The organism is Pseudoxanthomonas mexicana (genome assembly GCF_001556105.1).
GTDB lineage: Bacteria > Pseudomonadota > Gammaproteobacteria > Xanthomonadales > Xanthomonadaceae > Pseudoxanthomonas_A > Pseudoxanthomonas_A mexicana_A.
Genome location: NZ_LSIF01000028.1, coordinates 26,612 through 52,424, shown reverse-complemented (window position 1 = coordinate 52,424; position 25,813 = coordinate 26,612). Strand labels below are relative to the sequence as shown.

The 25,813-nt window shown below is 68.3% G+C and carries 19 protein-coding genes; 7 read left to right on the top strand and 12 right to left on the bottom strand.

The annotated features are described in order from the left end of the window. Positions 1-10: 10 nt before the first annotated feature. The 5 genes from AX730_RS04975 to AX730_RS04955 form a co-directional block, all read right to left on the bottom strand. Positions 11-1,063, bottom strand: a complete 1,053-nt coding sequence (locus tag AX730_RS04975) for a YncE family protein (RefSeq protein ID WP_157074104.1) — start codon at positions 1,061-1,063, stop codon at positions 11-13. 64 nt (positions 1,064-1,127) lie between these two features. Continuing rightward, entirely contained in the window at positions 1,128-2,402 is a 1,275-nt protein-coding gene (locus AX730_RS04970; RefSeq protein WP_062352847.1) for a hydroxymethylglutaryl-CoA reductase, degradative, read from the bottom strand. A gap of 22 nt (positions 2,403-2,424) precedes the next feature. Next, positions 2,425-3,189, bottom strand: coding sequence for an enoyl-CoA hydratase/isomerase family protein (locus AX730_RS04965; protein ID WP_062352844.1), 765 nt, complete (start codon positions 3,187-3,189; stop codon positions 2,425-2,427). Continuing rightward, positions 3,189-4,436: a CaiB/BaiF CoA transferase family protein gene (locus tag AX730_RS04960; RefSeq protein ID WP_062352841.1), complete on the bottom strand. Its 1,248-nt coding sequence runs from the start codon at positions 4,434-4,436 to the stop codon at positions 3,189-3,191. Before AX730_RS04960 ends, AX730_RS04965 begins: the two co-directional genes overlap by 1 nt. 198 nt (positions 4,437-4,634) lie before the next feature. After that, on the bottom strand, positions 4,635-5,126 hold the full coding sequence (locus AX730_RS04955) for an Lrp/AsnC family transcriptional regulator (RefSeq protein ID WP_062352838.1): 492 nt from the start codon (positions 5,124-5,126) through the stop codon (positions 4,635-4,637). Between the two features lie 548 nt (positions 5,127-5,674). Here AX730_RS04955 and AX730_RS04950 point away from each other — a divergent pair. Then, on the top strand, positions 5,675-6,775 hold the full coding sequence (locus AX730_RS04950; RefSeq protein WP_062352835.1) for a helix-turn-helix transcriptional regulator: 1,101 nt from the start codon (positions 5,675-5,677) through the stop codon (positions 6,773-6,775). A 68-nt stretch (positions 6,776-6,843) separates the two neighbouring features. Next, positions 6,844-8,160 carry an alpha/beta hydrolase gene (locus AX730_RS04945; RefSeq protein WP_062352832.1) on the top strand — a complete coding sequence of 439 codons (1,317 nt, stop codon included), beginning with the start codon at positions 6,844-6,846 and terminating at the stop codon, positions 8,158-8,160. A 61-nt stretch (positions 8,161-8,221) separates the two neighbouring features. Here AX730_RS04945 and AX730_RS04940 read toward each other — a convergent pair whose 3' ends face one another. The 4 genes from AX730_RS04940 to argE all read right to left on the bottom strand — a co-directional run bounded on the left by AX730_RS04940 (position 8,222) and on the right by argE (position 13,689). Further along, positions 8,222-8,728, bottom strand: coding sequence for a hypothetical protein (locus tag AX730_RS04940; protein WP_062352829.1), 507 nt, complete (start codon positions 8,726-8,728; stop codon positions 8,222-8,224). A gap of 34 nt (positions 8,729-8,762) precedes the next feature. Then, a complete protein-coding gene (locus tag AX730_RS04935) occupies positions 8,763-10,910 on the bottom strand; it encodes a TonB-dependent siderophore receptor (RefSeq protein ID WP_062352826.1) in 2,148 nt (715 codons plus the stop codon). Positions 10,911-11,206: 296 nt separating this feature from the next. Then, the gene (locus AX730_RS04930; protein WP_062352823.1) at positions 11,207-12,520 is read right to left on the bottom strand and encodes a spinster family MFS transporter; all 1,314 of its coding nucleotides are present in this window, start codon (positions 12,518-12,520) and stop codon (positions 11,207-11,209) included. Beyond that, entirely contained in the window at positions 12,517-13,689 is a 1,173-nt protein-coding gene (gene argE, locus AX730_RS04925; RefSeq protein ID WP_062352820.1) for an acetylornithine deacetylase, read from the bottom strand. The genes AX730_RS04930 and argE overlap by 4 nt, the downstream gene beginning before the upstream one ends. 192 nt (positions 13,690-13,881) lie before the next feature. Here argE and AX730_RS04920 point away from each other — a divergent pair, with 192 nt between their 5' ends. The 5 genes from AX730_RS04920 (at position 13,882) to AX730_RS04900 (ending at position 20,378) form a co-directional block, all read left to right on the top strand. Continuing rightward, complete coding sequence (locus AX730_RS04920; protein WP_062352817.1) at positions 13,882-14,607, top strand: TorF family putative porin; 726 nt, start codon at positions 13,882-13,884, stop codon at positions 14,605-14,607. A gap of 82 nt (positions 14,608-14,689) precedes the next feature. Next, entirely contained in the window at positions 14,690-15,583 is an 894-nt protein-coding gene (locus AX730_RS04915) for an alpha/beta hydrolase (RefSeq protein WP_062352814.1), read from the top strand. A gap of 192 nt (positions 15,584-15,775) precedes the next feature. Beyond that, positions 15,776-17,245: an APC family permease gene (locus AX730_RS04910; RefSeq protein ID WP_062352811.1), complete on the top strand. Its 1,470-nt coding sequence runs from the start codon at positions 15,776-15,778 to the stop codon at positions 17,243-17,245. A gap of 27 nt (positions 17,246-17,272) precedes the next feature. After that, positions 17,273-18,721, top strand: coding sequence for an amidase family protein (locus AX730_RS04905; RefSeq protein WP_062352808.1), 1,449 nt, complete (start codon positions 17,273-17,275; stop codon positions 18,719-18,721). Between the two features lie 31 nt (positions 18,722-18,752). Continuing rightward, complete coding sequence (locus AX730_RS04900) at positions 18,753-20,378, top strand: alpha/beta hydrolase fold domain-containing protein (RefSeq protein ID WP_062352805.1); 1,626 nt, start codon at positions 18,753-18,755, stop codon at positions 20,376-20,378. A 105-nt stretch (positions 20,379-20,483) separates the two neighbouring features. Here the strand turns inward: AX730_RS04900 and AX730_RS04895 are convergent, their stop codons facing one another. From AX730_RS04895 to AX730_RS04885, 3 genes are all read right to left on the bottom strand, one after another. Then, complete coding sequence (locus AX730_RS04895) at positions 20,484-21,668, bottom strand: CaiB/BaiF CoA transferase family protein (protein WP_062352803.1); 1,185 nt, start codon at positions 21,666-21,668, stop codon at positions 20,484-20,486. 121 nt (positions 21,669-21,789) lie between these two features. After that, positions 21,790-23,607, bottom strand: a complete 1,818-nt coding sequence (locus tag AX730_RS04890) for a glycoside hydrolase family 127 protein (RefSeq protein ID WP_232310178.1) — start codon at positions 23,605-23,607, stop codon at positions 21,790-21,792. Beyond that, positions 23,607-25,796, bottom strand: a complete 2,190-nt coding sequence (locus AX730_RS04885; protein WP_083537725.1) for an SUMF1/EgtB/PvdO family nonheme iron enzyme — start codon at positions 25,794-25,796, stop codon at positions 23,607-23,609. Before AX730_RS04885 ends, AX730_RS04890 begins: the two co-directional genes overlap by 1 nt. Positions 25,797-25,813 lie beyond the last annotated feature (17 nt).

Here is a 25,813-nt window from a genome sequence, read left to right as displayed (position 1 = left end):
GCCATCGCCGCTACTTCGGTGCGTAGGTCAACACGACGAAACTGTCGGGATGGTAGGTCTTCGTCGTCTCGCCCTTCGCGTTCGGCGCGGTGTTGGTGAAGGCCGCGTTGACCACCAACAGGCGGCCATCGCGCTCGTCCATCGCCATCATCCGCGCGCCCATGTGCGTCGACACCGTGCCGCGCAGGGCGAAGCCATCCGCGCCGTCCTGATCGATCACGGTCAGCGTACCGTCGTAGTTCGAGGTGACGATGCGGTGCCGCACTTCGTCGATCGCGAAGCCATCGAGGCCATAGCCGATCGGCAGCCTGGATACGATGCGACCGGTATCGGCGTCGAGCGCGAAGAACGTCGGCGTGTCGGTGGCACAGGCGCCCAGTACGCGATGCGTGCTGGCCTGGTAGCGCACCTTGGAGACCGCGCAGCCGACCGTCCAGCGCGCGGTTTCCTTCAGTGTCCTGGCGTCGAGCACCAGCACGATGCCGTCTTTGCGTGCCGGTGCGAACAGCCGGCCTTTGCCGTCGCTGGCCGGGTCGTCCATCTTGCGGAACGGAAACACCGTGGTCTTCAGCCGCTTGCCGGTCGCCGCGTCCAGCGTGAACCACGTCGACTGTTCGGGCCGCGTGCCGGTGATCGCATGGATCTGCCGCGTGTAGGGATCGTAGATCGCGCTGTTGAGCCCGCCATCCTTCGCCAGCGGCATGCGCTGCAACGGCGCCAGTGTGGCCAGATCGAGACTCAGTAGTGAACCGTCGTCCATCGCCACGTAGCCACGGTTGTACTCCGGCAGCAGCAGCGGACCGTTGGCACCGGCCGAATTCTCCACGGTCGCCACCACCGCCTGCGACTCCACGTCGAAGACGGTCAGCCCATCCTTCAGGCGCGCCATGAACAGACGCGAGGTGCCGGGCTGCATCTTGATGTAATCGAAGCCCGTATCGGTGCTGGGCAGCGCCGTGGTGCGCTCCAGCGTGTACAGCAGGTCGCCGGCCGACGCGGACATCGTACTCACGGCGCTGCCTGCCACGGCGAGCATCGCGATCAACAGGGAACGTCGCTTCATCTCGAATGCCTTGTCTTCATCGTGGAAGCGCGCACGCGTTGCCAAGCGCGCGCGGGAAACAGGGTCAGCGCGACGACGCTCGCAGTTCGGCCAGCAGCTGCTGCGCACGATCCAGGCGCACGTGGCCATCCACCACCAGGCGTTGCACCAGCGGCCCGATTTCGGCCTCTCTGGCGCCCGCCGCCGCCGCCACGTTTCGCGCATGCAGCGACATATGGCCACGCTGGATGCCTTCGGTCGCCAGTGCACGCAGCGCGGCCATGTTCTGCGCCAGGCCTACGGCGGCGGTGACCTCGGCCAGCTGCACGGCGCTCTTGACCGCCAGCAGCTTCACCGCCGCCTGCGCAACCGGATGCGTCCTGGTGGCGCCACCGACCAGGCCCAGCGCCAGCGGCAGTTCGATGCTGCCGACGAGGTTGCCGTCGGCATCCTGCTCGTAGTGCGAAAGCGAGGTGTAGCGGCCGTCGCGACACGCATGACAATGCGCACCGGCCTCGATCGCGCGCGTGTCGTTGCCGGTCGCCAGCACCACGGCGGAGATGCCGTTCATGATGCCCTTGTTGTGGGTCGCGGCGCGGTAGGGATCGACGGCGGCGAAGCGGTACGCATCGACGATGCCGGCGACGACCGCCGCACCACCGAGCTTGCCGGCGTCGAAGACGGCGCGCGCGCGCACCAGACGCAGGTCCGCCTTGTTGGAGAGGATGCGCAGCAGGCTGCGGCCGCGTGCGATCGCCGCGATCCGCGGCGCCAGCGCTTCGGCCATCGTGTTGACCGCGTTCGCGCCCATCGCATCGCGCACGTCGACATGCAGGTGCACGACCAGCGCGCGGAAGTCCGCCGATGCCAGCAAGCGGACCTCGATGTCGCGGGCGCCACCGCCCAGCTGCACCAGCAACGGATCCTGCGCGTTGGCCAGCGCGAGCAGCTCGTCGCGCGCTTCCAGCAGGCGCAGGCGGGCGGCCTGCGGATCGGCCACATCGAGCACCTGCACCTGCGCGATCATCACCGGCGCAGTGCCCGAGGTGTGGAAGCCGCCATGTTCGCGCGCGACCAGTGCGGCGTTGCTCGCCGCGGCGACCACGGACGGCTCCTCGGTCGCCATCGGCACGAGGTAGTCGACGCCGTTGACGAGGAAGTTGGCGGCGACGCCCAGCGGGATCGCGATGGTCCCGACCGCGTTCTCGATCATGCGGTCGGCGATCGCCGCCATGCCGCCGTCCACGGCCTGCAACGGCCGCAACTGCTCGGCCGGCAGGCCACTGAATTCGACGAGCTTCTGGAAGCGGCTTTCGGGGTCGAGCTTGTAGAAGCCCGGAATACGGCTGCTGGTGGTCATGGCGTTCCTGGAGGGAGAAGGATCAGTCGAAAACGGGCGTCTGCTTCTTCGCGAAGGCGGCCAGGCCCTTGCGCGCGTCGGCACTGGTGAAGGCGCGCTGGCCCAGCCGCGCCTCCTCGGCGAAGGCGTCGGCCTCGGTCATGTCGACGAGGCGGTGGACCGACTCCTTGATGACGGCGAGCGCGCCCGGACTCATGGCCTTGATCCGCTCGGCAAGCGCAAGCGTCTGCGGCATCAGCTCGGCGGGCGGTACGACGCGGTTGATCAGCCCCTTGGCCAGCAGCTCGTGCGCGGTGAAGCCGTTGGCGGTCAACAGCAGCTCCATCGCGTGCGCGTACGGGATCTGCCTGACCAACCGGACGAGGGTGCCGCCGGCGGGCACGATGCCGAGCGACGGCTCCGGCAGCGCGAACTTGGCCGTCTCGGAGGCGATGCGGATGTCCGTGCCGAGCATGATCTCGAAGCCACCGCCGAGGCACAGGCCATTGATCGCGCACAGCACCGGCTTGTACAGCCGCAGGTTCTTCAGGTGGGCGTCGTCCCACTGCGAGATGTCGAACGCGTCTTCCATCAGCGCGGGAATCGACTCGCCCAGGTCCGCGCCCACGCAGAACGCGCGCGTGCCGCTGGCGGTCAGGATCACCACGCGCACGCGCGCATCGTCACGCGCGGCGATGAAGGCGTCGCCGAGGTCGCGGTACATGGCCAGCGTCAACGCGTTGAGCTTGTCCGGCCGGTCGAAGCGGATCATCGCGATCCCGTCGGATACGTCGTAAGCAATCCCCATCACACCACTCCCGTGGCTTTGAGTTCCTGCAGCGTCGCCGCATCGATGCCGAGCAGGTCCGCATAGACCTCGGCGTTGTGTTGCCCCAGCCGTGGCGCATGTCCGCGCGGCTGCGCGGGCGTGGCCGACAGTTTGATCGGCGTGCCGAACATGCCGACATTCCCTTGCGGGTAGGCGACATCGACGATCATGTCGCGCGACGCGATGTGTGGATCCTCGACGACCTCCTTGATGTTCTTCACCGCGCACAACGGGATGTCGTCCCCGGCGATCGCTTCCAGCTCCTGCTTGCTGTAGTCGCGGAACCACGCCTCCACCACCGGCTTGACACGGCGCTCGTACACGCCGAGGTCGAAGCGCTTGGCCATGGTGTCGATCTCGGGATCGGCGATCAGCTCCGGCGTGCCGAACTTGCGGCACGACAGCGCCCACAGCTTGTCGTTGTAGCCTCCGAAGAACACATGGCCGTCCCGGCACGGGAACTGCCCGTACGGGCGCACGAACGGATGCTCGTTGCCCAGCGGGCCGGCGATCTCGCCGTCGACGGTGTACTTGACCACCGCGTTCTCGGTCAGCGCCAGCACCGAATCCTGCTGCGAGACGTCGATCATCTGGCCCTGGCCGGTCCGCTCCGCCTCGCGCACGGCGGCGAGCACGCCGATGGTCGCGAACAACGTGGCGGAGACGTCGCCGACGATGGTGCCGACGCGGACCGGCGGGCGGTCTGCATAGCCGTTCATCGACCACAGCCCGCCGGTGGCCTGGCCGCTGTTGTCGAACCCCGGCTTCAGCGCGTTCGGGCCGGTCTGGCCGAAGCCGCTGATCGCCGCGTACACCAGCTTCGGGTTCTCCGCGCGCAAGGTCTCGTAGCCCACGCCGAAACGCGCCATCGTGCCGGGCCGGAAGTTCTCCACCAATACGTCGGCGCGCGCCACCAGTTGCTTCAGCAGCGCGCGGCCGGCTTCATGCTTGAGGTTCAGCGTGATGCCTTCCTTGTGCCGGTTGTACTGGGCGAAGAACGCGCTGAAGCGCTCGTCGCCCTCGCCCACGAACGGCGGGAAGTCGCGAACGTAGTCGGGATCCTCGGGGTGTTCGATCTTGATCACGCGCGCACCGAGGTCGGCGAGGATCATCGAGCAGTAGGGGCCGGCCACCACGCGCGTGATGTCGAGCACCAGCAGGCCGTGCAAGGGCCCGCGGCGTGGCGGGGCGACGGTGGCGCCGTCGGAGTCGGGTGTGTCCATCATGATCCCCTCCCAGGGATGGAGTCGATCGTCGTGCCCGCGTTCACCGCCCGCGATCCGCCGCGCGACGCGGGCGGAGGACGGACGGCGGCAACCTCGCGCACAGGCGTGCCGCACGCCCTGGCGAGAGGCGTGCCGACAAGGTGGAATGGTGGGTGGTGCCGCGCGGTGCGCGGACCGGGTCCCGCAGGACCGGGGAACTCAGCGCGGCGGGCTGTTCTGCGTCAGCGGATAGCCCGCGAACGGCTTCATGTCTTCCATCAGGAAGTTGGACACGATCTTCTCGACGCCGAAATCGCGCTCGGTCATCTCCCGCATGATGCGTTTCCAGTCGTGGATGTCGCTGACGACCACCCGCAGCAGATAGTCGTAGTGGCCACTGACCCGCAACGATTCCACGATCTCCGGCGTCTGGCTGGCCCAGGCGTCGAACTCCATGAAGCGGCCGACCGAATGCCGGTCGAATGACAGCTGCGCGATCACGATGGTGGCGGCACGGATGCGGTCGATCGCCACATGGGCCCGATAGCCAGTGATCAGCCCCCGCTCTTCCAGATCGCGGACCCGGCGCAGGCAGGCGCTGGGCGACAGCGCCACCTGGTCGGCCAGGTCGCGGTTCTTGATCTGGGCATCCTCCTGCAGGGCCTGCAGGATCTTCAGGTCGATCCGATCGAGCGAATCCTTGTGGGACATGTCGTACACCGGGCGCAACGTCTCCTCGGAGTGTCGCCGCTGCGCCGGCGTGCGACAACACGCAGACGGCGGCGCTGGGGGAATGGATCACGTGCGGCAGACGTGGCGTCTTCACGGGCCGAAACGTCCCGCGCGTGCGTTTGCGCCCGCAGCGACGCCGCGTTGTTGCGCAGGCAGACGCACTTCCCGTTGAGAAACAGCCACATAGCCGCCGCACGCATGGCCCGGAAGACACTGGACAGCGCGACGGCACCGGCTTTTGATGGAGGCACGGAACACAGGGGTGATTGCCAACGTCTGACAGGTCGATGGAAAGTCGTTTGAGGGTAGCGCTCGTGATTCAGCGCGGACTGGCCGAACAGGTCGACGACTTAACCGAAACGGCTCGTTGCCCGCGCATGCGCTGGCGGGACGCAGGCAACCGCCATCGGGACCCGAACGCCGTGGCCGGGATGGGCCACGGGACCCGCCGCCGCAAGGACGCAGGTGGCCACGCATCCGTCGCAGGCAGGAGGGCTGCGCCGGACACGTACCGGGAGTACACATCGATGATCCTCGACGATCGCACGATCGAAGAAATGCTGGTCTGCGCGGGACGTCCCGCCGACGCCGCCGACTGGCGCAGCCAGGAGGTCCATGAGGGCTGGCGAGAGCCGCTGGTGTCCGGGCACGGCTTCCGCCACCGCTACGACGAATCGGTCGGCGACGGCGGCTGGGTGTTCCATCAGCTCAACGATGCGCTGTCGATGGCGATCGTCGACTTCCGCGCCGCCCGCGCCCTCTCCCGCCAGCACCGCCACGACGACCACCTGGTGTTCTGCGCCTGGATCGAAGGCCGCAGCACGATCTCGGCCGGCAGCGACCCGGCCGGCGAGGACCTCGCGCACGGTTTCTGTACGTTCTATGGCCTGCCCAGCGGCGAAGCGGTGCGCACGGTGTACGAACCCAACCGCCCGCTGCGTTGGGTATCGATTTTCCTGCGCCGCGACCGGGTCAAGGAGGTACTCGGCCTCGACGCGCAATCACTGCCGCCGATCTTCCGCGACTACATCCTCGACCGCGTGCCGACCGGCCTGCGCCATGTGCCGCTGGGCAACGTCGCCAGCGTGGCCGCGACCCAGGCCTTCGAGTGTCCCTATGAAGGCGAACTGCGTCGTCTGTACCTGAGCGCCAAGGCGATCGAGATCATCTGCGCGGTGATCCAGTCGTATGCCGACGTCGACGACACCGACGGCCCGGTGCTGCGCCGTGCCGACATCGACAAGATCAGGCTGGCCAAGCAGGTCATCGAAGAGAACCTCGATGAACCGCTCAGCGTCTCCGAACTCGCCGCCGCGGTCGGCATGACGATCAAGAAACTGCAGTACGGCTTCCAGTCGCTGTACCGCGGCAGCGTGGGACAGGTCTACAAGCAGGTCCGGCTGTCGCGGGCGATGGTGCTGGTGAGCAAGAGCGACAAGCCGATGATCGACATCGCGATGGAATGCGGCTACGAATGCCCCGGCAGCTTCACCCGCGCGTTCAAGCTGGCCTTCGGCACCTGCCCCACCGTCGTCCGCACCACGACGGTGCGCGGTGCGCTGGCGGAACGGCTGCGCGAACATGCGGACGCGGCGACGGCGTTCGGCCACGAGGCGCGGGTGAACTGAGTGCGCGCACCACCCTGCCCGCCCACGATCGAAACATCGATGACCAGAGACACCGTCGAGGACGTTGCATGCAGTTGAGGTATTCCATCATCACCGTCGCCCTGGCCGCCTGGATCGGCCTGCCGGGCGCGACCGCGTCCACGCTGCCGGCACCGGATGGCGCATATGCGGTCGGCCTGCTGCGTACCGAGTTCGCCGATACGGCGCGCCCGCTGGACGCAGGCAAGCCCGACAGCGGACCGCGGCGGCTACCGGCGGTCGTCTGGTATCCCGCCGAAGCACGGCCTTCTGCAGAAGGCCAGCCTTATCTGGAGGACGCCGTCGCCGCCACCACGCTGCCGGCCATCACGCGCAACTTCCGCTATGCGGACGGCGACCTGCACGCGCTGGCCGCCGCCCGCATCGCCGTGCATCCGGGTGCACGGCCAGCGAAAACGAAGCGCGGATTCCCCGTCGTCGTCTACAGCCATGGCCTGTTCCTGTATCCGGAACAGAACAGCGTGCTGGCCGCACACCTGGCGAGCCACGGCTACATCGTGGTGTCCATCGCGCATCCTGGCGACAGCACCGACGTGCGCCTGCAGGACGGCACCCTCGTGGCCACGCAGTTCGGCGGAACCCCTGACGATCCTCGCTTTGGTGAGGCCTGGAAAGTGATCGCCGGCGGTGCCGACCTGGCCGTGCGTCGCGATGCACTGGCGACCTATGCGGACGCGTTTCCCGCCACCCGCATCGGCCGCTCGTTCGCCGCGTGGCGCGACGACACCATCGCGGTGGCGGACGCCATCGTCGCGCGCAAGGAACCCGCGGCGTTGCGCAAGATACTCGCCACCGCGGACCGTACGCGGCTGGCGTTCGCCGGCATGTCGTTCGGCGGCGCGACGTCCGCCACCACCTGCCATCGCGTGACGGCGTGCCGTGCGGCGGTCAACCTCGATGGCCAGAACTTCGATCCCGCGCTGTTCGACCGCGCGGTCGACAGGCCGCTGCTGCTCATGCTGAGCGACTGGCCGCGCTACGGCCTGCTGGAAGGGCAGCCGCGCGAACCGGACTTCAGCCCGAATGACCTCGCCTACGAGCCCTGGGCGTCGACCGGCAGGAACGACGACGTGGTGCGCGTACGCCTGGAGGGCATCCGCCATCTTGGCTTCACCGATCTGGTCGCGCTGCTCGACGGACCCAAGCGGCAGGAACGCGTGGGCGACATCGACGGCGGCCAAGCCCTGGCCACGATCAATGATGTGGTCCTGGCGTTCCTCGACGCCTACATGCGCGACGGTGATGCGGCGGGCCTCGGGCGCGCCATCGACCGCCGCCCCGCACTGAAGCGCCACGTGCCAACCCGCATGCAGCGCTGGGCCGGTGAAAACGCGGAAACACGCTGACGTCGATATCGAACGGGATGCCGACGCGCCTGACGATGGACACGACCGTCAGGCGCTGGCGCTAGTCCTTGTCGCGCGGCACGAAGGTGGTGTGCGCGATCTTCCACGCACCCTGCTGCTTGACCAGCATGGCCGCGACGATCAGCGGAATCTTCGGCGCGCCTAGTTTCGCCACCTTTTCAGGCGGCAGCGACGGCGGCACGATCCGTGTCGGCACTGTCTCGAACATCGCCAGCGCGCTGTCGGCATTCCAGACCTGCACCTCGACGTCGCGCAGTTCGAAGGCGTAGTGCACGCCGGGGAACTCCGCCGCGAAGGCATCCTGCGCCGCCTGCTGCTGCGCCATGCCCTCGCGGTTGTTGCCCTGCGAGCGTCCACCCGGATACACCATGCTGCGTTCGTCCAGCATCAGCTCGCCCTGCGCGACCAGGTTCCCGCTCTCCTCGTACGCCATGTACTCGGTGATGCGGGCCAGCACGTCCTCGCGGTCGCCGGCGTGCGCAGGGCCGACGCCGAGGAACAGCGCCAGCGCAGACCGTCCGACGAGGCGACGGATGCGCTGCCTCATCGGGGCCGGGGGAGGCCGCGGACCGCCGGCCACCTCAGAAGCGCCAGTTCAGGCTGAGCGCGTACTGGCGGGGTGGGCCGTAATAGCTGACCGAGTACAGGCTCTGGATGTACTTCTCGTCGGTGATGTTGTTGACGTTGGCACGCAGCGTCAGGTCGGGGGTGATGTCCCAGCCCACGAAAGCATTGAACAGCGTGTAGCTGTCTTGCCGCACTGGCGCGGACAGGACGTAGCTCTCGTAGTTCGAAATCTCGCTCTGCCAACGGGCACCGACGCCGAACGAGAGCGCCGTGAAGGCGGGCAGACGCGTGCTGAGCAGCACATTGGCGGTATTGCGCGGCACCCAACGGTAGGTGTCGCCGCCGTCCTCTCCACCCATCGACAGGCGTGTGTAACCGAACAACAAGTTGGTGTTCTCGCCGAGCTTGCCGGTCGCTTCGAACTCGACCCCCTTGGAATCGATGTCGACGGGCCGCGAATAGCCGTATGCATACCCTTCCATGAAGCGGGTGCCGACATAGGTGGCCAGCGCATCCTGTTTGGCGCTGAACCAGGCCAGCGTGGTCAGCAGGCGCTTGTCCAGCCACTCCGCCTTGACTCCGACTTCGTAGTTGGTGCCCTTGCTGGGATCGAAGTACCGACGATCGTAGTCGACCTCGTCCTGCGGCTGGTAGATGTAGGAGTAGTTGGCGTAACCGGTGATACTGTCTGAGAAGTCGAACGTCACGCCGGCATACGGCGCGAGATTGCGGTCGGTGAGGTCGGACGTCCCACCGGCATTGTCGGCACTCTTCCGGTTGAACTCCGCCCAGTTGAAACCGAGGATGGTCTTGAAGCGATCGGTGAATGCGATGCGCGTCGCACCGAAGACGCGGGTCATGCGCTGATCCAGCGTGGTGTAGATGGAGCGCGCTCCCCAGACCGGCTCAGGGATCGCGTTGCCGGCATACGGGAACCCCGGCAGCAGGCCGAACTGCGGCGTGGTGGGGCGCGTGTCGGTCGGGTAGTACCAGTCGGTGCCTTCGCTGCGGGCCACGCTTGCGCCCAGCATGGCCTCGTGTTCGCGCCCGAACAACTCGAAGCGGCCATTGAGGCTGATGTCGCCCAGATGCGCCTCGGTCTTGTATGGACTGTTGTAGGCCCACCCGTACAGGCCAGTGCCCGTCTCCGCATCCAGACCGAGCGAGTAGCCCATGAACAACTTGGAGTCGTGGTCGTAGAGACGATAGTTGTACGAGGCCTTCACCTGCCACGTGTCGCCCAGCCGATGGGTGTATTCGACGAAGCCGGCCTGGGTGGTGGAATTCCAGTAGGTCCAGTCCTGCGTGGTCGACGCGCTGCGGTCCCATTCCAACTGCTTGCCGTCGTTGTCGATGAAGCTCAGGGCACCCCACATGTTGCCGCTGGTGTTGGCCTTCTGCCACGAGAAACCAAGGGTCAGCGTCCCGTTCTCGCCGATCTGGCCATCGACCACGCCGTATACGTAGCTGCGGTCGCTTTCGAAATCGCGCAGGTAGGAGCCGCTTTCCTCGCGGGCGACGACGACGCGGCCGGCCCAGGTACCATCCTCGGTGAAGGGCGTGGAGTAATCGGCCTGGATGCGGCGGCGGCTCTCGGAACCGATGGTGATGCCGACCTGGCCCTGCGCCTCGTTGGTCGGGCGCTTGCGCACATAGTTGATCGTGCCCGATGAGTTGCCCACGCCGGTCAGCAGGCCGTTGGCGCCACGGATCACTTCCAGCTTCTCGAAGCCGAACGAATCCATCGCATTGGTCACTACGCCCCAGCCGTTCGGCAGGCCGACGCCGTCGATCTGCGTGTTCTTGATTTCGAACCCGCGCGAGAGGAACTGGGTCGAGTTGGTCGACGTCTGTTCGACCTGGATGCCGGTGGCGAGGCGCAGCGCATCGTTGAGGCTGTCGGCACCGAAGTCGGCCATCTGTTCCTTGGAGATCACGCTGATCGACTGCGGCGTCTCCTTGATGTCCAGGTCGAGGTTGGTCGCACCGTTGCTGACACGGTTGGCGCGCTGGCCGATCACCAGCACCTTGTCCAGGTCGGTGGCCTTCACGGTGTCGGTGCTGCCGGCGGTCTGCGCATGCGCGCTCATGGCGGCCAGCAGGCTCACGGTCAGCAGGGAGAGGGAGGGCAAGGCGACAACGCGTTGACATGAAGTGGTCATGGAAATTCCTGGGCGAACTGACTGGCTGGCGTGGCGGGAATGTCCGGAACGGGACGACGGGCAAGGCCGGTTCCTGACAAGGCGTGTAGTCGTTCTCCGTGTGGTGTCGGTGCGGATTCCGTTCCGGTACTGCGGGTGTTCGGTGCGCGAGCGGGATCGCGGCTGTAACAATCGAACAGGCACACTGTGCGTGCCGTGCGCCACCGGGATCCCCTGGGTGGCGCGGGTCGTGCGCCTGCTACACGTTGAACTTGACGCAGCCCGCGACGGGCCGCTTGGCGGATCAGAGCAGGGCCTTAGCCATTCGATGCCGGGGCCGGCGCCGCGGATTCGCGCGCGGCGATGTCCGCGCGCAGATGGCGCGCCGCCATGACGAAACCGAACACCGACACGGCCGAGCCGGCCATCGCGGCGAGCAGGGCGTAGCGCAGCGAATCCTCGCCAAATGCCGGCTTCCACAGGTCACTGGCGATGCCGACGAACTGCGGCCCCAGGCCCAGGCCGACGATGTTGTCGATCAGGATCAGCGTGGCGACCGCGGTCGCGCGGCTGCGCACCGGCACCAGCCGCTGGATGATGGTGATGGTCGGGCCGATGAAGGCGGCCGTCAGCGACAGCGGGATGATGGCGGCGGCCAGCGCGATGCCGGTGTCCTGCGCGAGGAAACAGATCGGCGCGACCGGCAGGGGCGCGAACGCGGCGATGGCCGGAATGTAGGAGTACCAGCGTGGGTCGTTGCGGCCGAAGCGGTCGGCGAAATGGCCGGCGGCATAGGTCGCCAGGCCACCGCATGCGCCCATGATCAAGGCCATGGTGAAGCCGATGTCGGCGGTGGACATGCCATGGCTACGCGCAAGGAACGACGGGAAGAAACTGCCCAGCGCGTACGAGGTGAAGCAGGTCGAACATGCGCCGAGCGCGGTGTAACGGAAGGCGCGGCTGCGCCACAGCTGCGCCAGTACCGCGCCGAGCGGCGGCGCATCGTCCTGTGGCTTGACCTGGTCGTGGGCGCCACGCTGCGGATCGCGCACCGTGGTCAGCAACAACACGGTCAGGAGCAATCCCGGCAACCCCGCCGCGAAGAAGGCGACGCGCCAGCCCCACGCCTGCGCGATCACGCCGCCGGCGGCGAACGCCACCAGCACGCCGAGGTTGGCGCCAGTGGCGTAGATCGCCTGCGCGCGACCACGGCGTTCCGGCGGGAACAGGTCGGTGATCATCGTCTGCGAGGCCGGACCGGTGCCCGCTTCGCCCACGCCGGTCAGCACGCGCGCGATGGCCAGTTGCCAGACCTGCACCACCAGCCCGCACGCGATCGTCATCGCCGAGAACAGCGCCAGCGACGCCGCGATCAGCTTGCGCCGATTGACGCGGTCGGCCAGCAGCGCCAACGGCAAGCCCATCGTGGCGTAGAAGAACGCGAACGTCGGGCCGACCAGCAGGCCCAGGAACGTGTCCGACAGGTTGAACTCCGCCTTCACCTGCGGCAGCAGGATCGCCAGGATCTGGCGATCGATGAAGTTCACCAGGTAGATCGACGTGAGGACGCCGAGGATCCAGTTGCGTCCGCCGACACCGCGCTCGGGAATCGCGGGACGGTCGTCGCTCATGCGCGCAGCACCTCGACCAGCCGGTCCATGAACGCTTCGCCGGCCGCCAGTTGTTCGAGCTCGATGTACTCGTCCGGCTGGTGCGCCTGCGCGATCCAGCCGGGGCCGCAGATCACCGTCGGCAGGCCGGCGCATTCGAACAGGCCGGCCTCGGACACGTACGACGCCACCTCGCACTGCGGCGCCGGCAGCAACTGCGAGACCAGGTCGATCGCCGGTGTATTGCCGGCACCGGTCAGCGGCGGCACGTCGGACAGGATCTCGGTGGTGATGCCGCAATCGGCGAAGCGCGCGCGGATCTCGCCATCCAGTTGCCGCGCGTAGGCCTCGACGTCGTCGTAGACCGCGCGCGCTTCCACCGGCGAAGTCGAACGGATGTCCCAGATGAAACTGCACTCGCGGGCGAGGATGTTCGGCGCGGTGCCGCCCTGGACCAGGCCGATGGTGACGGTGGCGTGCGGCGGCTCGAAGCCGGGCGCGGCCACCGGCGCAGCGGCAAGGCGGTCGGCGATCGCGACGATGCGCGCCATGATCCGGGTGGCGACGATGTTCGCGCTGACACCGAGATGGGTCTGGCTGGAATGCGCCTCGTGGCCGTGCACGGTGGTGCGGATGCCCATGATGCCCTTGTGCCGGTCGACGATCCGCATGCCGGTCGGTTCGCCGACCACGACGACGGTCGGCGTCGGCACGGTACCCATCAGCGTTTCGATCAGCGATGGTGCGCCGAGCAGGCCGACTTCCTCGTCGTACGACAGCGCGAAGTGCACCGGCCGCGCGAGGTCGGCCGCGAGCATCGCCGGCACGCGCGACAGGCCCGCGGCGATGAAGCCCTTCATGTCGGCCGTGCCACGCCCGTACAGGCGCCCGTCGCGCTCGCTCAGCGTCCAGGGATCGGTGCTCCACGCCTGTCCATCGATCGGCACCACGTCGGTGTGGCCCGACAGCACGACGCCGCCGGCGACATCGGGACCGATGGAGAACAGCAGGTTCGCCTTCGCACCGGCCGCGCCCGACACCCGCCTGGAAGGCACGCCCAGCCTGTGCAGCCACGTTTCGATGGCCTCGATCAGGGCGAGGTTGGAGTTGCGCGACGTGGTGTCGAACGACACCAGGCGCGCGAGCCAGTCGCGTGCGGTGGTCGGATCGGCGGAAGACGTGGTGGCCAAGGGCTGCCCTGCAACGACGGAATGCCTCGAGCCTACCGGCCCGGCGAGGGCTTGGACATGCCGTTCAATGCGGTGGCTTAGCCGAAACAGTCGCCCGGCACGCGGATCGGCAGCACTGGCCCATCCGTTCCGGCAAAGCCCGGCGCCGCTTTGGTCAAGCCGCAATGGCCCGGCGATGCCTAGACTGGCGTCATGAAGACCCTCCTCTCCGTGCTGACCTGCCTTGCCGGCGTGGCCGCATCCTTGCCCGCCTCCGCCGCGGAGTCGGACAAGGCCTTCCGCTGGGCGAACGGTGCCGCACTCTCCACCGAAACCGTCTGGCGCGGCCAGTCGCTGACCGCGGGCAAGACGGCGGTCATCGGCGAACTCAAGCTGGACCATCGCAGCGGTGCCTACGCCGGCGTCTGGGGCGGCAACATCGACCTTGGCGCGGGCACCGACACGCGGGTGGAATTCGATTACTTCGCCGGCTGGGCGAAGAAGATGGGCAAGACCTACGTCAACGTCGGCTACCTGTACCGGCAACGGCCGTCCGGCACCATGGACCTCGACTTCGACGAACTCACGGTGTCCGCATCGTACGATTTCGGCGGCGCGGTCGTCGGCATGAGTGGCGCCTACGCCTGGGACTACTTCCAGGGCGGCCGTTCGCTTTACACCGCCGCCAACGTGCGCGTCCCGCTGGGAACACTGCGCGGCATGCCGGTGTCCGCCACGCTCACCGCGGGCGAATACGATTTCAGCAACCGCGCCGTCGGCGATTACCGCAACGTCGACCTGCGCGTGACCGCACGGCGCGACAACTGGTTCTATTCGGTGGGCTACGGCGACACCAACGTCGATCCCGCCACCTCCGGCCTGTTGACCCGGTACGAAAGCGACGGGCGCTGGCGGGCGCAGGTGCTGGTGATGTTCTGACCGGACGGCGCGCCCATCGCGTCCCGCCCCCGATCCCTGCTTCAATGCCCTGTCCCGGACCGGGATGCCGTCGGAGCCCCGCATGACGATCAAGACCCTGGCCTGCGTCGCCGTCGCCCTCCTCCTGGCACTGCCGGTCGCGCATGCCGCTGCCGCGGAGACCGCACCGAAGCCCCCGTCCGCACCGGGCTACACCATGCCGGCGACCGAGACCTGGGACCTCGCCTCGGACGGCGGCGAGGTGTACCGCATCTTCGTGTCGAAGCCGGCGAAGGACAGCGAAGCGCCGGAGGACGGCTACCCGGTGCTGTACGTGCTCGACGGCAACGCCTACTTCGGCTCGTTCGCGCAGGCGCGCTGGGTCGCCGAATACCTGCCGGTCGGCAAGGCGATCATCGTGGGGGTCGGCTATCCCGGCGACGAAGCGTGGGACGTCCGCCGCATGAACGACTTCACCGCGCCGCTGCTCGACCCGCCGCCGCGCCAGTGGCGTTCGCTGGCGCAGTACAAGAGTGGTGCACGCAAACCGTTCCTCGATTTCCTGACCGGCACGCTGCGCGCCGAGATCAGCCGCCGCTATCCGGTCGATCCGGATCGCCATTCGCTGTTCGGCCATTCGCTGGGCGGCCTGTTCGCGCTGCATGCGCTGTACGAGCGTCCCGATGCGTTCCACTCCATCGTCGCGGCCAGTCCGTCGATGGAATGGAACGAGCAGGGCATGCTGTCGGAAGAACGCGCCTTCACCGCGCGACTCACCGGCGGCAAGGTCGGCAAGACCAGCCGGCTGATGGTGGTGGTGGGCGACCAGGACACCGACGACGATCCCGAACCGGCACGCGCGCTCGCCGAGCGGCTGGACCGGCTGTCCGGCCACGGCCTGCGCGTGCGGCTGCTGCGCTACCCGGACGAAGTGCACGTCACCGTGCCGGCGCGTTCGGTCACCGACGTGATGCGCTTCGCTTTCCAGATCCGCTGAAGCGGAAGCATCGACGCGTCCTGCGGGCGCGTTCTGCCAAGTCGGGGAGCGGGATGGCGAAGCGCCGCGCTCCCCCAGTCGCGAGCATGAAGCCGCCATGATCGGTTTCCCGCACCCCCACGACGCTCGTCCCGACCCGCATGACGGCGGACCGCGGCGTGGCCTGTGCACGATCCCGACGGAGAACGCGTGATGGCAGACACCCCTCTTGCCGCGACGGCAGGCCTGAAACCCGGCCTCGGCTGGGGTTCCCTGCTGATCCTGGGCGTTGCGCAGATCCTGGGCGCCGGCGTGTACGTGCTGATCGGCGCCGCTGCTTCATTGTATGCAGGGCCGGCGGTGACGGTCTCGTTCCTGATCGCGGGCCTGGCCTGCCTGCTCGTCGGCCTGTGCTATGCCGAACTCGCCTCGAGCGTGCCCGAGTCGGGGTCGGCCTACAGCTATTGCAAGCTCACGCTGGGCGTCGGTCCGGCGTGGGCGCTGGGATGGCTGCTGTTCCTGGAATTCAGCGTCGCCGCCTCGCTGCTGGCGGTCGGATTCTCGGGCTACCTCGGCAGCCTGCTGTCCGACTTCGGCATCGTGCTGCCGGCGGCGATCTCGACGCCGGCGATCCAGTGGCTGCACCATGCCGATGGCGCCTCACTCGCGGTCAGCGGCCACGCCAACCTGGTGGCCGCCGCCGCCGCGCTCGGTGCCGGCGGCATCGTCGCGCTGGGCACCTCGCGCTCGTCGCTGGCCAACAGCGTGCTGGTGATCGTGAAGGTGCTGGTGCTGCTCAGCTTCATCGTCATCGGCGCATCCGCGGTCGAACCCGCCAACTGGTCGCCGTTCCTGCCCGCCAACGAAGGCGGCTTCACGTACGGCTGGGAAGGCGTGGCGCGCGCCGCCGCGCTGCTGTTCTTCGCCTTCCTCGGCTTCGAGACCGTCTCCACCGCGGCCGCGGAAACACGCAACCCGCAACGCGACGTGCCGATCGGCATCCTCGGCTCGCTCGCCGTGTGCGCGACGCTGTACGTGCTGGCCGCGATCGTGCTGACAGGACTGGTGCCGTTCCGCGAACTCAACGTGCCCGACCCGATCGCGCTCGCGGTCGACCGCATCGGCTGGCCGCAGTTCGCCACGGTGATCAAGATCGGTGCGCTGGCCGGGTTGGCCTCGGTGCTGCTCGCCAATGCGTTCGGCCACTCGCGGGTCTGCTACGCGATGGCGCGCGATGGCCTGCTGCCGGACCTGTTCCGGAAGCTGCATCCGACCCGCAACAGCCTGTGGATCGCGAACCTGCTACTGGCGGCACTCGCCGCGATCAACGCCGCGCTGCTGCCGATCGCGCTGATGGCCGACCTGATCTCGTTCGGCGTCTCCTTCATGTTCGCGATGGTGGCGATCTGCCTGATCCGCATCCGCAGCACGCAGCCGGAACGGTTGGGACGCTTCCGCGTGCCGCTCGGCGGCGTATGGATCCGCGGCACCTGGTTCGGCGTGGTGCCGGTGTGCGCGATCGTGATGAGTTTCGCGATGACGCTGCCGGTGGCGATCGACATCGTGCAGCAGGCACTCGGCGGCGACCTGCTGCCGGTCGTGCTGTTGGCGAGTTACGCCGCGATCGGCGCCCTGCTCTACCGCTTCTACGGCCGCGAGCGCGCACTGCAGCGCGCCGACTGACCTTCCGACTCTCGACGACGCCTCTGCATGTCCGCCCGTTCCCTCACCGACCAGGATGTTTTCGCGATCGGCCGTCTCGACGCGCATGACCAGGCCGCGCTGGTGCAGGCCGGCGAACTCGGCGCCGCCGATCTCGTCGAGGCCGCGATACGCCGCATCGAACGTCTCGACGGCGCGCTGCAGTCGCTGAGCCACCACGCCTTCGAGCAGGCGCGTCGCGAGGCCGCCGAGCTGGATCGCGCGGCCGAGAAAGGCGCGACTCGCGCGGCGATGGCCGGCGTACCGTGGCTGGCGAAGGATTCGCTCGACCATCCCGGCATGCCGACGCGCGCGGGTTCACGCAGCCGCCGCGACACGCCGATGGCGCACGGCCACGCCTACGTCGACCGCCTCATCGCACAGGGACTCGTCGCCGTCGGCAAGTCGGCGATGCCGGAATTCGGCCTGCTCGCCTCCACGGAACCGCTGCTGGGCCCGACGACGCGCAATCCGTGGTCGCTGGCGCACTCGCCCGGCGGCTCCAGTGGCGGCGCCGCAGCGGCGGTCGCGGCAGGCCTGGTCCCGCTCTCGCAGGGCAGCGATGGCGGCGGCTCGATCCGCCTGCCGTCGTCGTGCTGCGGCATCGTCGGGCTGAAGCCGGGACGCGACACCACCGTGCGCGTGCGTGGCCGCCACCTGGTCGAAGACCTGCTGGTGGCCGACAGCCTGCACGCGCGCAGCGTGCGCGACGTCGCCTGGGGCTTCGCCGCCACGCATCCGCAGCCGTCGCACGCGATGGTGCGGTCATCGTCGCCACGGCGTCTGCGCATCGCCGTGATCGAGCGTGGCATGCGCGGCACGTCGCCGGATTCCGATGTCCGTGATGCGCTGGTGCGCACGGCGTCGCTCTGCGCCAGCCTTGGCCACGCGGTCGAGTTCGTCGACTGGCCGCTCGATGGCCATGCCTTCATGGCGGCCTTCGAGGATCTGTGGTCGCACCTCGCCGCGGATGCCGTCGACGCGACGCTGCCTACCCTGGGCGGACGCCGCATCGAGGACGCCTGCGAACCGTGGACGCTGGGGCTGGCCGAGCGCGCGCGACGACTGCCGACCACGGCGCTGGAAGCCGCATATCGACAGATCGCCACGCTGCCGCAGCAGCTCGCATCGTTCTTCAGCCGCTATGACGTGGTGCTGTCCCCGGTCACCAACACGCCCGCGCCGCCATTGGGCACCTTCGCCCCCACGCTACCCGTGGATGCCCTGGCGCAATCCATGTTCGCGTGGATCGACTACACGCCGCTGCAGAACATGGCCGGCACGCCGGCGATCTCGTTGCCGTTGTCGCACAGCGGCACCGGCCTGCCGATCGGCAGCATGTTCGCCGCCGACCGCGGACAGGAAGACACCCTGCTGACCCTCGCCTACGAACTCGAAGCGGCGGCCCCCTGGGCCGACCGCTGGCCCGCGCATTCGGTCGCCCACTCCCCCGGCTGAGCAACGCCCCCCTTTCTCCGATTCCCACACCATGTCCAATCCTTCGCTGTTCCAGGCCACCTCCCCCCGCGACATCGCCGACCTCGTCGCTGCGCAACCGCTTGCGTGGATCGTGTCGGGCGCGTCCGGCGCGCTGTCGGCCACGCCATTGCCGGTGCAGCTCGAATGCGGCGCGGACGGCCGTCCGCTGCGCCTGCTCGGCCACTTCGCGCGCAGCAATCCGCAGTGGCGCACCTTCGAACAGGACCCACGCGCCACCGTGCTGCTGATCGGCCCGCACGGCTACGTGTCGCCGTCGTGGTTCGCCGACCGCACGCGTGCGCCGACCTGGAACTACACGACCGCCGTGTTCGAAGTGGATATCGAGCTGCGCGATACCGGTGAAGATGCCGAGCGCCTGCTGCAGGGCCTGGTCGACGACATGGAGGCCGGCCGACCGGGCGCATGGCGAATCGAGGAGATGGGCGAGCGTTACTTCGGCCTGCGCAAGGGCATCGTCGGTTTCCACGCCCGCGTGCGCGAGGTCCGTGCGACCTTCAAGCTGGGACAGGACGAACGCGACGACGTCTTCGACGACATCCTGCGCGGACTGTGGAACATGCGGCAGCACGAACTGGCGAGCTGGATGCAGCGATTCGATGGCGGCCGTGGTGCCGATGCCATTGCGTCGATCACCCCGCGTGCGAACCCGATCGATCCCGAGATCGCGCACTTCATCGACAGCGTGATCGCCGAGGGCCGGCGCATCACCGCCGGCCGCACGCTGGACTGGCCGGCGAAGCGCGAGATCGTCGAGCAGGTGCGCAAGCCGTGGTGCGAAGGCGGTCCGGTCATGGGCCGCACGGAAGAGATCCACGCCGATACGCGGCATGGACCCGTCCGCCTGCGGATCTACGATCCCGCGCCGGGCACGCCGAAGCCGACACTGTGCTTCCTGCACGGTGGCGGCTGGGCGATGTTCAGTCTCGACACGCACGACCGGGTGATGCGCGAACTCGCGGCACGCGCCGGCGTTGCCGTGGTCGGCATCGACTACGCGTTGTCACCCGAGGTGCGTTATCCGGTCGCGCTGGAGCAGGTCATCGATGTCGTGCGCTGGCTGCAGCAGCACGGCGCCGCGCACGGACTGGACGCGAGCCGGCTGGCGCTCGGCGGCGATTCCGCCGGCGGCAACCTGAGTACGGGTGCCGTGCTGCAGCTGCGCGATATCGGCGAAGGCGATCGTGTCTCCGCGGTACTGAGCTATTACGCCGGCTTCACCCCCGATTGCTCGCCGCATTCGCGCCGGCGCTACGGTACCGACGAGGACATGCTGACGGCGAAGGAAGTCGACGCGTTCTGGAACTACTACATCGCCACGCCCGACGACCGCAACACGCCTTACACCCACGGCCTGCTGGGCGACGTCGAAGGCTTGCCGCCCTACTTCATCGGCGTGGGCGAATGCGACGTGTTGAGCGAACAGAACCTGGCGATGGCCGGCAAGCTGCTCGCCGCCGGCGTGAGCGTGGACGTGAAACTCTATCGCGGTGCGCCGCACAGCTTCATCGAAGCCGTGGCGGTGTCGTCGATCGCGCGCCAGGCGCTCGAGGATGGTGCCGTGTTCCTGCGGCGCACCTTCGGCCTGGGCGCCACGGCCAGCCAGGCGGCCGCGTAGACACGCTGCCTGCACGCCGCTCGGCCGTGCGCCTGCTCGTTGCAGGACCCGCCTGCGCCGGCAGCAACGCACGGCGTGATCGGCGCGGTAGCGCGTCCTGCCGCCTCAGCGGGAGGCGCGTGTCCTGCCATCACGGGCGAGCACATGCTCCGCATCCTGGTCGAAGGTAGGCGCGGCAAACGGCGCCGGGCCCGGCGTGCGGCCGAACACGATCGGGCGCGTCACGCCACGGTAGCTGCCGACGACGGGATGGGCGATCTCCGCCACCATGTCCTCGGCCAGCACCTGGGGGTGCTCGAACATGTCCTCGACGCGGTTCGCCGCAGCGCATGGAACTTCGTCGCCGAAGTGCGTTTCCCATTCCCGTGCGGTGCGCGCCTGCAACGCGTCGTGCAGCTGCGGAACGATCTCGGCTGCGTGCGCAGCGCGCTTGCGCACGGTGTCATAGCGCGGATCGTCGGCCAGCGCGTCCAGTCCGGTCAGCCGGCATAGCGCCTTCCAGAAGCGTGCGGTGTTGGCGGAGAGATACAGATGGCCTTCGCGTGCCGGATGGATGCCGGTGACGCCGCCTGAGCGCATGTCGCGACCGATGTCGAGCGCTTCGCCTTCGGCCCAGATCACGCGCGCCGACTGCATGGTCAGCGCACTGCGCAGCAGCGAGACGCCGACGAACTGGCCCAGCCCGCTGCGCTCGCGTTCGAACAGCGCCGACGACACGCCACCGGCCAGCAGCGCCGCGGCGTAGTAATCCACCACCGAACCGTAGATGATTTCCGGCGCACCGCCGCGCTTGCCCTGCAGCGTGCACATGCCGGTCATGGTCTGCAGCACCTGGTCGTAGCCGGCCTTGTCCTTCATCGGACCGGTTTCGCCGTAGCCGGTCACCGCGCAGTAGATCAGGCGCGGATTGATCACCGACAGGCTGTCGAAATCGATGCCAAGCCGCTTCGGCACGCTGGGGCGGAAGTTGTGCACCAGCACGTCGGCCTCGCGCACGAGGCGCAGCAGCGCAGCATGGTCGGCGGCCTGCTTCAGGTCCAGCACCACGCCCTGCTTGCTGCGGTTCACGCCGAGGAACGCGCGGCTTTCCTGATCCAGCGTGGACGGATACTGGCGCAGGTTGTCGCCATCGGGCGGCTCGACCTTGACCACGTCCGCACCCTGGTCGGCCAGCAGCGTGCAGCCGTACGGACCGGCGATGTAGGCGCTCAGGTCGAGCACCTTGACGCCGCTGAGCGGCCCGGCCGGGCCGCGGCGCCGCGGCGCGCGGAAGGGAGAGGCGGTGTCCATGGGGAAAGGCTCCTTCAACCGTTGCCTGCAGGCCGACGGCCAGTCTGGTGCAGGCGGTGCAGCGGATACAGTCGGCCGCCGTAGTTTCTGCGGCCACAAATTCTTGCGAGCGCGCGCACCGTCATGCCGGCGGCAGCGACAGCCAGGTCAGCCGCCACGCGCCATCGACGCGCCCGCCGGTGCGGTAGTACGGCCAGAACAGCAAGGGTGGGCGGTAGCCGAGTTCCAGCGTGATGCCCGGCCCCTCGTCGTCATCGCTGACGGGCAGTACCTGCAGCCAGTCGTCCTGTGGTCCGTCGGGCAGGCGGATCGTTTCTTCGGTCTTGAACCCGTCGATCAATTCGGTCGCATAGACCAGCGGTCCACGCGTCACGCCCACGTAGTGCAGGTCCAGTACCTGCTGGTGTACGGCGGAGCCGTCGGGCGCACGCGATTCCTGCACATTGCGAAGCACCTGCCGGTGCAGCACGGGACGCAGCGGAAACCACAGCTGCACCTGGTCGCCGCTGCGCCAGTGACGATGCACCGACACGAAGCTACCGGGCAGCACGGGCACGTCCACCGCTTCGCCATTGATCGCGAGGGTGGCGCCCTTGACCCAGGATGGAATGCGCAGGCGCAGGTCGAACGCCGCGTCGTGTTCCGGCTGCACGTCCAGGGTGATGTCGCCGTCGAACGGATAGCCCGTGTGCTGGCGCAGCACCAGCGTACCGGCTGCCGGATGCGCCAGGCGCGCCTCGCCGGGACCGTACAGCTGCACGCGCGCGGCATCGCCCTCAAGCGCGTAGGCCAGCGCAGGCAGTTCCTCGAGCGCCATCGCACCGCTGGACTTGCAGCAACGCCAGTAGGTGGTATGCACGCGGCGACCATTCGGGAACGAGTAGTAGCACCAATCCTCGCCGTCCGGCGCATGCGCGCCGAGCAGATCGTTGTAGGCGGTGCGTTCGATCTCTTCGGCGAAGCGCGCCTCGCCGGTCAGCCGCAGCAGTTCGCGGTTGAACTGGATCCACGCCAGCAGCGAGCAGGTTTCGACATAGGCCAGCGGACTGAACGTGCCGCGCGCGTTGAACACTTCGCGCGAGCGATGCGCGACGCCGCCCCAGGGACCGCCGCCGAGCGACAGGTGGTATTGGTGGATGTTGTCCCACATCGCTTCGACCGCACGGCGCAGCGCAGCGTCGCCGGTGGCGCGGCACAGCTTGACCACGCCAACCAGGTTCCACAGCAGCTGGTAGGCCTTGCCGGTGGCGATTTCCGACGCGTCGGCACCGGCTTCGATCGCCGGCAACAGACGCAGCGCCGGATGCGCGTTGGCCTGCGCGAACACCTGCTGCGCCAGCGCGAGGAAGCGGGGTTCGCTCGTTTCCTCATGCAGCTCCAGTGCGGCATCCATCAGGACGGTCGCGGACATGCCGTGGTGGTTGCCGAGCGTGGTGATGTCGATACCGTCCTGCAGCGCGCCCGCGCACAGGTCGGCGATGCGGCCGGCCGCCTGCGTGTAGCGGGGATCGTCCAGCGCACGCGCCGTCTCGACCAGGCCAAGGATCAGGTACGCATGCACCCAGATGTCCCAGGTGCGCAGCGCCGGTGCGCCATCCCAGCTGGGCGGCTTCGGCGGTTGCGGCAGCATGAAGCGGCGCTCGGGCGCATAAGTACCCAGATAGCCGTCGCCGTCCTGCACGGACAGCAGGTAGTCGGCGACCTCGCGCAGATGGGTGCCGAGCGTTTCGTCGCCGCTGCGTGCATACGCACGCGCGGCCGCGCACAGCCACTTGCCTGCATGTTCGCCGTACCAGTCGCCTTCCATGTTCTGCGCACGGTGCGCGGGCGAGAACAGCGCGATGGCCGGACTGTCGGCACCGGTGATGAAGTGCGAGAGGCGACCGCGCCGGTTGGCGTCGAGCGCCTCGCCCAGCAGGCCTCCCAGGGTGACCTTCATCACGCCACGTCCACCACGCATCGGAAGCCGATGCGGCCGGACCGGTCCTTGCCCGGCGCCATCAGCAACAGCTTGCCATGCTGATCCAGCCGCTTGGCCTGCGGGAAATACCAGTGCGAGGTGCGCGGCTCGTAGTCGCTGCCGCCGCGCACGATGGCGCCACGCGTGTGCTCATCGTGGAACTCGTCCGTCCACTGCCAGACATGGCCGACCAGGTCCATCACGCCAAACGGGCTGGCACCGGCGGGATAAGCGCCGACCTCGGCCGGCGGCGGCAGCACGCGGCCGCGGAATACCGGCGGTGCCGCGTCGTCGCGCCACGCATCACCCCACGGGTACAGGCGTCCGTCCGTGCCCTGCGCGGCGTACTGCCATTCCCAGCCATGCGGCAGGCGCTTGCCCGCCCATGCGGCATAGGCGCGCGCGTCCTCGATCGACACCCAGGTCACGGGGCGGTTTTCCCAACCCGCTTGCGGCGCGCCATCGCGCCAGTCGCGCAGGAAGTGCTGCGCATCCTGCGGGGCGTAACCGGTGGCGTCGATGAAATCCTTGAACTGCGCGTTCGTCACCAGATGGCGATCGATATGGAACGACGCGACCTGCATGCGGCGACGGTGATGGCGACGCGCGGTGGGTTCCCACGGGAACTGCACATCGACGCCTTCCCACACCTGCCCTTCGATCTCGATGCCCTGCACCGCGAACAGGAATTCGCCCGCAGGGATCGTCACCATGCCAGCCGGCGCGGCGGCCTGCGGCGCGGTCGGTGCGATCGGTTGCAGCGCCTGCGGCAGCGCGGTCCATGTGGAAGACAACGAGGCCAGCGGTGTCGCCGCTTCCTTCGCCATCAGCGCCAGGAAGTCCTCCAGCCCGGCTTCGTGCGCGCCGTCGCGCAGCGCCAGCAACGCACCAAAGCCGCGGCCTTCCAGCGTGGCCTCCAGGATCGCCTGGCCGTCGATGATGCGCGGCCGCAGCGTCGTGCCGTTCCACAGGTCCACGTAGCGCGTGCCGTCGACATGCGGCACGGCGAGCTGCTCGCCTTCGATCGGGTACTCGTGGCGGTTGACCAGCGTCCACAGCGTGCGGTCGTCGGCCGGGAAGCGGCTGGCGAAGATGCCCGCCTGCAGCGTGCGCTCGTACGGGCGCCAGTCCAGACTGACCGGCAGCGACGGGAAGCGGCGGTAGATCGCGGCGATGCGGCGCAGCGAGGCGGCGTCGCGCGGGGTCAGCTGGTTCCACAGGCCCCACACGTTCTCCCACGCGTTGTAGCCCACGCCGTTGAAGAAGATGTACTGCAGGTCGTGGTTGCGGTCGCGGCCCCAGCGGTTCTCGTAGTTGATCATGTGGCGCGGTTCCAGCCACTTGAACTTCGCCACCGGCGGCACGACCTCGTTGGGCGCCTTCTTGCCCCAGCTCTGCACGTTCCAGATCAGGTGCTCTTCGGCGCTGATCGTGGACTCCGGCTGCACGACCACCGGATGCCCGAGCGCATCGCAGGCATCGAAGAACGCGCGCGGCACGCCGTTGTAGGTGTCGCCGTTGATGCCGTCGGCACCGACCGCCACGACGATCTTCGCGATGGCCTGCCAGTCGGGTTCGCCCTCGTCGCGGGTGCCGTTGTCCCACGGCATGGTGGTGAGGAACACGCGCACGCCACGGCGATGGAAATCGTCCACCGCGCCACGCAGCGCTTCCAGCCCGCCCGGCAGGCTGCGCGCGAAATCGAACTGGTTGCGGTCGTCCACGCCGATGTTGGGATAGACGCACCACAGCAGCACGCTGTCGAGGCCGCCGTAGCGGCTCTCCAGATCGTCGAGGTAGCGGTCGACGGTGTAGCGGCCGGCGACCGGATCGTAGAGGTAGCGATCCTCCACCATCACCTGCGCGTGCACGAAGTTGCGCTGCGCCCACTGCAGTTCCGGACGACGGTAGTTGGCGTCGTCGTAGCCGATGCGGGTGAGGTGCTCGCGGCGCCAGTCCTTCAGCTCGGTCACCCAGTCGTCGGCCGACGCGTTGGCATCGATCTTCCATTGGCCGATGTCGGCGAACGGCCAGCCCGGCGCCTTGCCCGGCGTGGGCAGGTAACGCTGCGTGGTGACGTGGGAGAACTTGTATTCGGTCTTCACCGTGTGCGGCGCATCGTCTTGCGGACGCGCGTCGGATGGGAAGGGGGGAGTGGGGGTCGTCATGCGTTTCGTCTTGGATC